We start from the raw sequence: 12574 nt of genomic DNA on the forward strand, positions 1-12574 counted from the left end.
GGTAAGCGGTAAGCGGTAAGCGGTAAGCGGTAAGCGGTAAGCGGTAAGCGGTAAGCGGTAAGCGGTAAGCGGTAAGCGGTAAGCGGTAAAAACCTATACACCTACTTAATATAAGCAAGTTATCTCGATAAAAAAAAGCAGCTCTCTCGAGCTGCTTGATACTTATAGCTTAAAGCTTGTAACTAACCGCGGGGTTTTAGTTATTTCTCAGGCGTTAGCCCAAAGTGTAAATAAGCAATGTCTGAAACGAGTCGTCCGCGTGGGGTACGCTGAATAAAGCCTTGTTGAATTAAAAACGGCTCTATCACATCTTCAATGGTTTCTTTTTCTTCGCCAATTGCAGCCGCTAGGTTATCAAGGCCAACTGGGCCGCCCATAAATTTTTCGATAATAGCTAGCAAGTATTTTCTATCCATGTAGTCAAAACCGCTTTTATCTACATCAATCATATCGAGGGCTTGCTCTGCAACTGTGGCATTCACTTTGCCGTCTGATTTCACTTGGGTGTAATCACGAACGCGGCGTAATAAACGGTTTGCTATGCGCGGTGTACCGCGTGAACGCTTGGCGATTTCGGTTGCACCTTCATCACACATGGTTAAGTCTAAAAAGCTTGCTGAGCGGGCAACAATTTTTGATAAGTCTTCAACAGAATAAAACTCTAATCGCTGAACAATACCAAAACGGTCTCTAAGTGGTGAGGTGAGTGAGCCAGCACGCGTTGTTGCACCAATTAATGTAAATGGCGGCAAATCAAGCTTGATTGAGCGTGCTGCGGGGCCCTCACCTATCATTATATCCAGCTGATAATCTTCCATTGCGGGATACAAAATCTCTTCGACTTGCGGGCTCAAGCGGTGTATTTCGTCAATAAACAGTACGTCGCCTTCTTCAAGGTTCGTTAAAAGTGCGGCTAAATCGCCTGCTTTTTCGAGTACTGGCCCCGACGTTGTTTTAATATTAACGTTAAGCTCGTTGGCTACAATGTTTGCAAGTGTAGTTTTACCAAGACCCGGCGGACCAAATATTAATAAATGATCCAGCGCTTCGCCACGGTGGCGAGCGGCCTCGATAAAAATCTCCATTTGTTGCTTAACATGCGGCTGGCCTGTGTAATCGGTTAACAGCTTTGGTCGTATTGCACGATCAACACTGTCTTCGTTACTTTGTTCACTCGCATCTATTAAGCGATCTGCTTCAATCATGGTTTACTCACAACATTGATTTTAGAGCTTCTTTAATTAGAATCTCAGTCGTCATATCTGGTTTGTTCACTGTTTTAACCGCTTTTTGTGCTTGCGGTAGCTTATAGCCTAATGCCACAAGTGCTGATACTGCATCATCGGCAGCATTATTTGCCACTAGGGTATCATCACTTGATGGCTCAATGACGGCATTATCGCTAAATGGTGTAAATAAGTCATTACCCCAATCTTTGAGTCTATCTTTCATTTCGAGCACTAAACGCTCAGCCGTTTTTTTACCAACACCTGGCAGTTTAACCAGTGTTGTTGCATCTTCATTGTTAACACAACTTACGAATTGCTGCGCTGACATACCCGATAAAATAGCAAGACCAAGTTTTGGCCCTACACCATTGGCTTTTAAAAGCTCTCTAAATAAAGCGCGTTCGGTTTTGTTGTTAAAGCCAAATAATAGCTGGGCATCTTCACGTACCACAAAATGGGTATAAATAACCGCTTGCTCACCCACTGCCGGTAAATCATAAAAGCAAGTCATGGGCATTTGCACTTCGTAGCCTACACCACTTACTTCAATAAGAATTTCTGGTGGCTGCTTTTCAACAAGTAAGCCATTTAATCGACCAATCATATTACTTCCTTAATCGTCCTCTTACGGTTTTGCTCGCACTGCCCGCAAGTTTTATTAAATTTTGTTCTGAGTGTGCATGACAAATAGCAATTGCTAAGGCATCTGCGGCATCGGCTTGAGGGGTACCTGGCAGCTTTAAAATGTTTTTAACCATATGCTGTACTTGAGACTTATCGGCGCCGCCATTACCTACAACGGCCTGCTTAATTTGCCTAGCTGAATATTCATAAACTGGCAGCTCTGCCATTGAAGCGCCAACAATCGCTGCTCCACGTGCTTGACCGAGTTTAAGTGCTGAGTCTGGGTTGTGTGCCATAAACACTTTTTCTATAGCAAAACTGTCTGGTGAGAATTGCTCTACTAATTGACTGATCCCTTGGTAAATCATTTTTAAGCGTACCGGAAAATCGTGATCGGCCAATTTAATGCAGCCACTACCTAAATAAGTGAATTTAGCACCTTGGTGAGCTATCACGCCGTACCCTGTTAATCGTGAACCAGGATCAATCCCTAAAATAATCGCCAACTAACTGAACCGTCTATTATCATTATTATCTGCGGTTAATAATGCCAGAGCACTGTATAAATTACCAGTAACCAATTGCAATTCATAAAAAATGCCCGCAATTGCGAGCATTTTATAGTCAACCCTAAAGAAAGACATTTACGCGAGTGAGCGTAATAAGCCTTGGGTATTTTTTCGCATTGTGCGGGCTATCATCAAATAACCTAAACATGCCACAAATAAGCCACCGACTGCAGGGCCAATCACCCAAATATGAGGGTGGAACTTACCTGCTAAATCGAACATCTGTTTTTGCACTATTAACAGAGCGATGTCACTGACAATCGCTGCGACTAAGCCTGCGGTAACGCCTAATAGTAAAAACTCATATAAGGTGGCATTTTTAATTAAGCGCCCTTTCGCACCTAAGGTTCGCAAAATAACAATCTCTTGCATACGCTCACCCAAACTTGCTTGCACTTGTGAAATAAGCACTAAAGCGCCACAGGCAACCACAATCGCTAGTACAAAGCCAATCGCTAACGATACTTGCTCTATGGTTGAGCGAATTTGTTTAATAAAGCTCTCAACATCTATCACGTTAACCGTTGGGTATTGACGCATCAACTCATTAAACTCACGTTTTTTCTCTGCTTTTACATTCACTGATGAAATATAAGTAGCAGGAAAGCTCGCTAGTACATCAGGGCTTAAAATAATAAAGAAGTTAGGTTTAAGTGTGGTCCAATTAACCTTACGTACACTGGTAATTTTTGCATCAAACGACTGCGCACCAATTAAGAAAGTAAGCGTATCGCCAATTTGTACATCAAGGCGTTCAAGCATCGACTCTTCTACCGATGCCTCGGCTACTGAGTCTTCGCTAAACCATGTACCGTCGATAAGCTCATTTTGATTAGGTAAGTCTTTACGCCAAGTTAGGTTTAACTCACGACCAATACCAGAGCGGGCTTCTTCGTCTTTCTTTTCGTTGTCTTCTTGCGATACTTCGCGGGCAACCAACTCACCATTTACGGCGTTTACACGGCCACGGACAACCGGATAGAAATCAGACGTTGGCATATCGTTTTGCGCTAAGAAGCTAGTTATAGGCTCTAACTCTTGCTCAGTAATGTTCACTAAAAATGAATTAGGGGCATTTTCAGGAAGCTGAGACTGCCAATCCGAAATCATGTCGTTCTTAAGTACAATTAAAAACAGTAATAACTTGATAGCCAAAGCAAAGCTAATTAATTGTACCGCATTCACATTGGCACGCTTTTGAATTGACGCAATCGCCAATGACCAACTATTGCCCGGACTCAAGCCAAGTTTGCGGCCACCACCAAAAATAACCTTTGATAAACCAAATAACACCGCAATTAAAAATGCCGTCGAAAGGAACAAAATTGCACTAATTTTGATGTTGTTACTAAATAACCACATCAGTAAAAACACAGTAAGCGCCGACATAGTAAGGTGCACTTTACTTACTAATAAACGGTCGCCTAAGTTACGACGCAGTACACGTAGCGGCGGAATATCAAATAAATCGAGTAGCGGTTTAATTGAAAACATAACCGCACAAATCACACCCGTGCTAATCGCAATGATCCAAGGCTTTGCCGATGCACTCGGCAATGCTGAGCCCATGGTTTGTGCCAAATAATCCGTTGCAACCGCTTGTAAACCATAACCAATCAGTAAACCGACAATCACCGACATTGAACATACAAGGCTCAAATGTAATAAATAGATCTTACGGATCATCGCGCGGCTACCGCCAAGCGTTTTCATCATAGCAACTGGGTCGTACTGACGTTCACAATAACGTTTTGCAGATACCGCAATAGCAACGGCAGCTAAAATAATGCCAAGTAAACCAGCTAGCAATAAATAGCTTTCGGCACGATTTAAACTATTAGAAATAGGTGACTGGCGGTCTTTAACACCATACCAGCGTTGGTTTTCTTTCATTTGTGGTTTTAACCACGCATAAAAGCTATCTAAGTTGTCTTTATCGCCAGCATAAAGTTGGCGGTAAAACACCCGGCTGCCCGGCTGAATTACCTCTGTAACAGCAATGTCTGCTTCATTAATTAAGATTCGCTGGCTGCTCGAAAACACATTAAACGGTGCATCTGGCTCTTCAGCTACAACATGACTAGCCGTAAACGTAGCAGCACCAAGCTCTACTTTATCGCCCACTTTAATGTTTAGCGCATAAAACACAGATTCACTTAACCACACTTCACCCCGACTTGGGATAGCAGTAGTTACTTGTGGTTGGTCAGTCAGGCTGGTTTTTACTTTTAACTCACCTTTTAACGGATAGGTATTTGATACCGCTTTAACCGAGCCAAGTTGCATTTCGTCACCGGCAAATAACATGGTGTCGAAGTAGGTTATTTTAGCGGTGCGTAAGTTTTCTTGGTTGGCTTTTTCTAAAAACTCAGCAGGTAAAGCATGGTTACTTGCTAAAACGCGATCAGCGGCAATAAAGGCACTGCTTTTTTCTTCAATACTTTGGCCAATTCGGTCGGTAACCATAGACAGTGTTAAAACAGTGAGAACAGCTAAGGCTATTGCTGCACTGATCACTGTTAATTCGCCACGCTTAAACTCACGTGAAAACAGTTTTAGTGCTAATTTAGCCCACATTCGCTTGCACTCCTTCGCTTTCTTTTACAGTTACTAACTGCCCTGCTTCAATATGTAAAATTTGCTGACACTTTTGTGCAAGCTGCTCATCATGGGTTACTAAAATGAGTGTTGTGCCGTGCTCCTTATTTAATTCAAATAATAAAGATTCAATTAACTTACCGTTTTTGCTATCTAGGTTCGCTGACGGTTCATCGGCAAATAAGATTTTCGGTGTGCCAATAAATGCACGAGCAATTGCTACACGTTGCTGCTCACCGCCAGATAATTGCGATGGGTAATGACCAACACGATGGCTTAAGCCTACCTTTTCAAGTAACTCAAGTGCTTGCTGCTTAGCGTCTTTGCTTCCTGCAAGTTCTGCCGGAAGCATTACATTTTCAAGAGCTGTTAAGCTTTGTACAAGCATGAAAGATTGAAACACAAATCCTACTTTTTCAGCGCGAAGTGCTGCGCGTGCTTCTTCATCTAATTCGTGTAATGCGGCTCCGTCTAAATGGATACTGCCGCCCGTTGATTGGTCAAGGCCTGCTAATAAACTTAATAAAGTGGACTTACCCGAACCTGAGGTGCCCACCACGGCAACTGAGTCGCCCGACTTGACATTAAAGCTGATGTCACTGAGGATGGTCAGGTCGCCCTCAACCGTGGTGACCGTTTTAGAAAGTCCTTTAACTTGAATGATGTTTAATTGAGAAAGCGCTGACATATGATGCATCCAATCCTACGTTTTATATTCGTTTTACTGTTAGTAATCAAACCACTTACGGCAGCAGCTGACAACACAATTTTAATTCTAGGTGACAGTTTAAGCGCCGCTTACGGACTTAAACAAGAGCAAGGCTGGGTTAAATTGTTACAAGATAAGTACGATGAAAAAGACCAATCTGTATACCTAGTAAACGCCAGTATTAGCGGTGAAACCACAGGTGGCGCCCTAAGACGGCTCGACGCGTTACTAAGCGAATTTGAACCCACTCATGTACTCATTGAGCTTGGCGGAAACGATGGTTTACGAGGTTTCCCTATTAAACGCCTGCAAGCTAACTTACGTGATTTAATTGCAAAAAGCCAAAAAATTGGGGCGAAAACCGCCGTAATGGAAGTACAAATTCCACCAAACTATGGCCCGCGTTATACCAAACTTTTCACCGATAGCTTTAAAACCATTGCCGATGAAACAGATTCTGAGCTCATGCCCTTTTTCATGCTTAGTATTGCAGGCCGTCCAGAACTTATGCAAAACGATAACCTGCACCCTAATGCCGATGCTCAACCATTAATACGCGACTTTATGTACAAAACGATCAACGATTGGCTAGATTAACCTCTAGCCCATTGATTTAATGCAGATTACCTGAACAATAAACAAGCAATCGAACAGCGGAGATATTGATTTTTATAAAAAAAGCCGTACTATGGCTTGCAACGTCGGCATATAGCGCAGCTTGGTAGCGCACTGTCATGGGGTGTCAGGGGTCGCAGGTTCAAATCCTGCTATGCCGACCATCTTTTCTACACTCTATTCAGTAAGTTAGTTAACTTACTTATTTACTTTATCGCACCTTAACTCCGTATTCTTTTATTTATATCGCACATTTATCGCACCATACTTAACCAAATTTATTTTCTCATTTTTAGGTTAGATTATGTGTTGATTGAGGGGATATATAGGAAGACAGCTAATGGCACCTTTGTTACCTTCCCAAAGATAGAATTTTATAAAAGCTTTTCAGATAAATAATGTGTAATAGACGGGCAATGAATCGTGGCAGCCCATATATGATCTTATGCTTTTGGCAATTAGGTTAGAATTGCTCCTGACTGATAGGTTTGAACGAGAAGCAGACGGCCACTCTAACACGCTTTTGGACAAAAACACGTTAGAGTATTTAATCAGTAACGCCTAAATAACGGGTTTAAAAAAGCTTGGCTATACTGCCGAAGAATGAGGCGAGCCAAGCTTTTTAAATCCCAGTTGATTTACTTGTTATATTTTTACAAGTCAATAGTTCCTTGGGTTTGATAAACTAAAGAGCCAGTGCCCCCTGAAACATGAAAAAATTCGTAATCAACTTTACCTTTTTCTTGAAGCATTGCGTAGTTATCACCTTCATGGCGCAGTTCATATTTTTCTTTGTTATTTTTTCTTTTTTCAAACTCATCTAAGAGGTGTTTTTTTCTACCATATCTAATTTGTTTACTAAATAATATGATCTGTGATGTTTCTGGTTTATAAATGTATGTCAAAAAATACGTCCCGTTTTTAGAATTATTTAATGCAATTTCAATAACTCCCTTTTCAGCCCCATCTTTGTATTTAGATGAAGAAAGTTCTTCCAATCCAGTCCAATATGATCCCCACGTGCCTTCAAATGCATAATCAGATGCATCATAGATCTTCTTTTTGATTGAATTATCGCTATCAGTGATACCAAGCTGTGTAACAATTGATTTTAGAACCTTCTTTTCAATATCTGTAAGAGAGTCATAGCCACCCAAAGCAAATGAGTTAAAACTTAATAAACATAGAGCTAATGAGAGGAGTTTTTTCATTTTATTTTCCTTAATGGTTGAAATACACCATATGGTGCGATTAAAAATATAACATTTAATAGTGCGCTCACCGCGTATATTTCTGCTGACGCCACGCTCACTTATCTATTTTATATAGTTTTAATAAATAACCTAAGGTATTACTAACACTAAGTTTTCTAAAACTATTAAGTAAAGTTAAATGGAACAACATGCGCGCGTCGCTCATTTTTATGAATATATCCGCAAAGAACAGTTTGACAGTAAGCGTCTAGTTAGCGACACCCAGCTTGGTTTGTTCGATATAGATTAAAATACAAAGCCCCGAGATTGTGTTGCGTTAACGAATTTCCATGTTCAGCAGCTTTTTTATTCATAGAAAAGCTTGCTTGCCATCTACAGCAACACCTTTTCCAAGTAAATACATTACCCCAAGTATAAAAAAGCTATCAGCCTCACCTTGCTTAGCTGCTTTTTTACACTTGTACCCTTGTAATACATAACCCCTAGATTATTTAGGCCTGCTCCATTACCTTACTTAGATGCTTTTTCATACCAAAATACCTTTTTGCTCAAAGTCTTGTTTTACGCCTTTGCCATAATTATACATAAACCCGAGGTTAACTTGAGAACTAGCATAGCCCTGCTTAACAGCTTTCGTATACCAATAAAAAGCTTGCTTGTCATATACAGCAACGCCTTGCACCTTCTCGTACATTACACCAACATTATGTTGCGATTCAGGATATCCCCCTGCGTGGCTGCTTTTTTTATAATGGGCTAACGCAGTCTTATACTGCATTTGTTCATATGCGATAACCCCTTTGTAAAATCATCAGTAGCGAAAACATGAAGTGAAAACATTGCGAGTAATAAAATTATAGGCTTTACAGAGTACATATTAATTAATCCTTTATATTACCTAGTATCCGACAAATTTCGTTAATTATTTAAAAGTGAGAGCTAAGCTTGGTAATAAAAATAGTGCGTGTTTAAAAAGTGCGTTTTTAGTGGATTTATATACTCTTTATTTATATGACTCAACTAGTTTATTTAATAACAATTGCAACCAAGTGACTGGGAAATTTTATCTTTCTGATTTCCAATAAACAAATAAAAATCAAATAAAATACACACTGATACAATTGTTAATATAAATTCAAAAAACATGTTGTAACTAGGCGCGAATTCAAGTCCGAAGTGCACCACTCGCTAAATTAGGCTGCTTTGCGTAATTCATCGAATATTACCACTGGTTGCCTAAACCCTAGACATTTTCTCGGCCTCGCATTGAGCGCCTTTTCTATGTGCGCAATTTGCTTATCTGTCACCGTTCGTAAATCAGTTCCTTTGCGAATGTATTGAGGCTACAAGCCATCAAAGTTCTCATTCAACCCTCTCTCCCATGATGAGTAGGGATTAGCAAAGTAGATGTCGGTTTTTAGCTTGTCTGAAACATGCTCATGTTCACAAAACTCACTACCGTTGTCTGCGGTTATCGTATGAACATGGCGTCGATAGCGCCACAGCATACCTATCATTGCTCTGCTCACTTCCTCTGCACTTTTTGCTGGCACTTTGGGTATCAGGTAAAACTTACTTGTACGTTCGACTAAACTAACGATTGCTCCCGTACCATGCTTTCCAAGTACTGTATCCGCTTCCCAATCACCAAATCGTGTTTTGGTGTCAACAATCGCAGGTCTATGCTCAATGCCAACACGATTTGGGATGATGACACGTTTGCTTCGGCTGCCTTTAAGATAACGTCTGTGTCCTTGTCGCAGATGTTTGTATAACTTGCCACCACTCAATTTTTCTTTTTGAATATAGCCATAAATCCATTCATGACTCACAGGATGCCCGATAATTTTGCTTACACCCGCAATCTGCTCAGGGCTCCATTTTTGCTCCAACCCAAACTCAACGAACGCAACTGTAAGTGCTGGCATAGAATACTTGGTAGCTAGACGTTTTCGCTTACATGTCTTTGAATGTGCAACCTCAGGCAAGTAATGACTTCGAGTACTATTGCGCCTAACTTCTCGACTTATAGTGCTGTGGCTCACTTTTAGCCTTTTCCCTATCTCTCGAAAGCTAAAACCTTCGCGTAAGTAAGCCTCAATCTGGTATCTTTGCCCTTCGATCAACTGCTTGTAACTCATGGTATCTACTCTTGTTTTCTGGCGATTACAGAGTACCACCAACAGGCAGTTGATCTCTTCTCACCGTTTAACCATGAGTGGTGCACTTATTATCTGAATTCGGGGTTTAGTTCAATTGTCACTTAATAATAGGAAATGTTCCAATATTAAAGTGTTAAATGACAAAACGAAAAAACAAAACTTATACAACCGAATTTAACAAGAAGCAGTTGCTTTAGTAACAGAGCAAGGCTATTCAGTTTCAGAGGCCGCAGCGTCCTTAGGGATCACAACCAAACTTATTTATAACTGGAAAGCTAAACTCGAAGAGCAACAAGCTGGGAACTCACTCAATGAAGATGAGCGAGCCGAGCTAAAGCGCCTAAGAAAAGAAAACAAAGATCTCAAAATGGAGAAAGAGATCTTAAAAAAGGCCAGTGCCTTCTTTGCGAGAGAAATGAAGTAAAGTATCAGTTCATCAAGGAAAATAGCCAAGCTTATCGCGTTATTAAATTATGCTCTGTTATAAAGGTAAATCGCTCAAGCTATTACGCGTGGCTGGCACGTCCAGCAAAGCTTATAACGACAGAATAACTACATCTTTATCGTAGAGCCAAAGCACTGTTTAAATGCAGCAGAGAAAGCTTAGGCTATCGTGAGTTATGTAAAAAATTATGCAAAGAAGGCTTTAAAATAACGCGTTATAAAACCAGAAAGTTAATGGCGAAGCTCAATTTAGTGGTTAAACAACGAGTAGCTTATAAAGTAACAACTAAGCGTAAGCACTCAGACGCAGTTGCAGATAATTTGCTTAACCAGAATTTCAATCCGATAGCACCGAATCAAATTTGGGCTGGCGACGTGACGTACCTGAAAACAGGGGAAGGTTGGATGTACCTTGCTGTTGTCATGGATTTATATTCTCGGCGAATTGTTGGCTGGCATATTGATAAACGTATGACGACAGATTTAGTGATGAAAGCCATGATTAAAGCTTATAACTTAAGAAAACCAGCCAAGGGCTTGGTGTTTCTTTCTGACAGAGGGTCTCAATATACGAGTAAGCGATACCGAAACCTGTTAAAGCAGTTTGGTATGCGAGCAAGCATGGGTGATGTGGGAGCTTGTTGGGATAACGCTGTTGTTGAAAGGTTCTTTGGTAGCTTGAAGCATGATTGGTTGCTAAAAGTGGCTCAGCCAACTCGTGAACACATGAGAAATGATGTTGCAGGATATATGAAATATTACAATCTAGAAAGGCTGCACTCAGCTAATAACGATCAGTCACCAGTAGAGTATGAAAATTCTTTAAGAAAAGTGTCCGGCTGGAGTTGAACAGAACAATTTTCTTGGAGGGAGCATTATCGGCATCAATGAACACCGCAATTTTTTCTTTATCCTGCATCAATTCCCTTGAATATATATAGTTATTTTTATTAAAGTTATCAAATATAAAAATAAATTTCGATCACTTTATGATAAATTCATTGATGTAACTTAACTTAAACATGGAAATCAGACGACTGTGATTAATAATCATTTTTTTAAGTTAGTCTCATTAATAAAAAAAACATACTACAAACCTGATTCATATAATCTATTTACTGTTTTAAGAAGTGAATCTGACGAAGTTCGCCTTCATTCACGCTTTTTAGCATCGTTGTTAAACCCGAAAGAAACTCATGGACGTGAGCTAAAATTCCTTAAAGAGCTCATGAAGATTTTAGAAGTAGAAGGTTTTGATTTATCAAATGTCGAAGTTATTAATGAATACAAGAACATTGATATTTATATTAAAAACGACCGAAACCAAGCAATCATAATCGAAAATAAAATATATGCTGATGATCAAGATAACCAACTCAATCGATACTTTCAAACAGCCATTAGTGAAGGAATTAACAAAGATAATTTATGGTTCTATTACTTAACTCTAAATGGTCATGAACCATTAGAGCAAAGCGTTAATGGCATACCAATTGATTTTCTTGCAGGAAATAAATTCAACTGTATTAGCTACCAGCATGAAATCAAAAAATGGCTTACACAAAGTGTCGGACATGCCGCATTAAACCCACCTGTCAGAGAAAGCATTTCTCAATATACAGATCTCATTTCAAAACTCTCAGGAATAAACCAAAACGAGCAGTATATGAAAGAATTAAAAAACCTCCTCTTAGCTGATGATAATATGCTTTATGTTAATGACATAAAACAAGCTTACATAGAAAATTTAATTGATATCCAAAATGAATTATGGATTGAATTAGTTAATTATCAAAAAAAATACTATCCCGAATTAGGTGAATTAAGTGAAGATTCAATCTCGAATGAAATAGTTCCAAAAGACGTTATAAGCAACTACTACACCTCTTCTAGAAATAACAAATATTACGGTCTTTATTTTCCTCTCAAAGAGTCTTCAGCTTATATATCACTAGAGATAGCCCACCAAATGTGTATTGGTATTTGGTGTAACAAGACGCAAAATCCAAAAGAGCACAAAGAACTATCCAATTTTTTAAGAAAGAATCTGTCAGGTAGCACAAGTGAATGGTGGCCTATATGGCGTTATACCCAAGACGGAATAAATTTTAAAAACCCTAACACCGAAAGTGTAGCCATTCTGGTCGATAAAGAAAGCAGAGCTGAACTAGTCAAAACGATGATTGATGACTTATATGTTTTTTGGACAGAAGCAACAAGTTTCATAAATGGAAATACCTAACTTAAATAAAATTAGCGTGGTAAAACAAATTAAATTTCAAACAAAAAAACTTTCAAAAAGTTGAGTTTATGCAAAATAAAGGAGGGCGTTCAGAATTCTGTGTCAGCCTAAATTGCTAAATATCTAGCACGCCATCTAACCTACCTTCGAAGTGAATGGCTAATTGCG

General features: G+C 39.6%; 9 protein-coding genes, 1 tRNA gene and 2 pseudogenes. 4 read left to right on the forward strand and 8 right to left on the reverse strand.

Annotated features, from left to right (window positions below; genetic code table 11):
• Positions 1-200: 200 nt before the first annotated feature.
• The 5 genes from ruvB to AN394_RS20110 all read right to left on the reverse strand — a co-directional run bounded on the left by ruvB (position 201) and on the right by AN394_RS20110 (position 5708).
• Positions 201-1205: a Holliday junction branch migration DNA helicase RuvB gene (gene ruvB / locus AN394_RS20090; protein WP_054553011.1), complete on the reverse strand. Its 1005-nt coding sequence runs from the start codon at positions 1203-1205 to the stop codon at positions 201-203.
• Positions 1206-1212: 7 nt separating this feature from the next.
• Complete coding sequence (gene ruvA, locus AN394_RS20095) at positions 1213-1833, reverse strand: Holliday junction branch migration protein RuvA (RefSeq protein ID WP_055022384.1); 621 nt, start codon at positions 1831-1833, stop codon at positions 1213-1215.
• A 1-nt stretch (position 1834) separates the two neighbouring features.
• A complete protein-coding gene (gene ruvC / locus AN394_RS20100) occupies positions 1835-2359 on the reverse strand; it encodes a crossover junction endodeoxyribonuclease RuvC (protein ID WP_054561285.1) in 525 nt (174 codons plus the stop codon).
• Positions 2360-2497: 138 nt separating this feature from the next.
• Positions 2498-4999 carry an ABC transporter permease gene (locus AN394_RS20105; RefSeq protein ID WP_055022385.1) on the reverse strand — a complete coding sequence of 834 codons (2502 nt, stop codon included), beginning with the start codon at positions 4997-4999 and terminating at the stop codon, positions 2498-2500.
• A complete protein-coding gene (locus AN394_RS20110) occupies positions 4989-5708 on the reverse strand; it encodes an ABC transporter ATP-binding protein (protein WP_054561283.1) in 720 nt (239 codons plus the stop codon). The genes AN394_RS20105 and AN394_RS20110 overlap by 11 nt, the downstream gene beginning before the upstream one ends.
• Between AN394_RS20110 and AN394_RS20115 the strand changes: the two genes are divergently transcribed.
• Positions 5709-6326: an arylesterase gene (locus AN394_RS20115; RefSeq protein WP_054553006.1), complete on the forward strand. Its 618-nt coding sequence runs from the start codon at positions 5709-5711 to the stop codon at positions 6324-6326. It begins immediately after the preceding gene.
• 105 nt (positions 6327-6431) lie between these two features.
• Positions 6432-6508, forward strand: a tRNA-Pro gene (locus tag AN394_RS20120).
• A 489-nt stretch (positions 6509-6997) separates the two neighbouring features.
• Here AN394_RS20120 and AN394_RS20125 read toward each other — a convergent pair.
• The 3 genes and pseudogenes from AN394_RS20125 to AN394_RS20135 form a co-directional block, all read right to left on the reverse strand.
• Positions 6998-7555, reverse strand: a complete 558-nt coding sequence (locus AN394_RS20125) for a hypothetical protein (RefSeq protein WP_054561282.1) — start codon at positions 7553-7555, stop codon at positions 6998-7000.
• 529 nt (positions 7556-8084) lie between these two features.
• Positions 8085-8336, reverse strand: a complete 252-nt coding sequence (locus tag AN394_RS20130) for a tetratricopeptide repeat protein (protein WP_054561281.1) — start codon at positions 8334-8336, stop codon at positions 8085-8087.
• A gap of 415 nt (positions 8337-8751) precedes the next feature.
• Positions 8752-9699, reverse strand: a pseudogene (locus AN394_RS20135) (IS30 family transposase).
• A 158-nt stretch (positions 9700-9857) separates the two neighbouring features.
• Here AN394_RS20135 and AN394_RS20140 point away from each other — a divergent pair.
• A pseudogene (locus AN394_RS20140) lies at positions 9858-11013 on the forward strand (IS3 family transposase).
• 190 nt (positions 11014-11203) lie between these two features.
• Positions 11204-12406, forward strand: a complete 1203-nt coding sequence (locus tag AN394_RS20145; RefSeq protein ID WP_054561280.1) for a PD-(D/E)XK nuclease family protein — start codon at positions 11204-11206, stop codon at positions 12404-12406.
• Positions 12407-12574 lie beyond the last annotated feature (168 nt).

It is taken from the genome of Pseudoalteromonas sp. P1-26 (assembly GCF_001401795.1).
Taxonomy (GTDB): domain Bacteria; phylum Pseudomonadota; class Gammaproteobacteria; order Enterobacterales; family Alteromonadaceae; genus Pseudoalteromonas.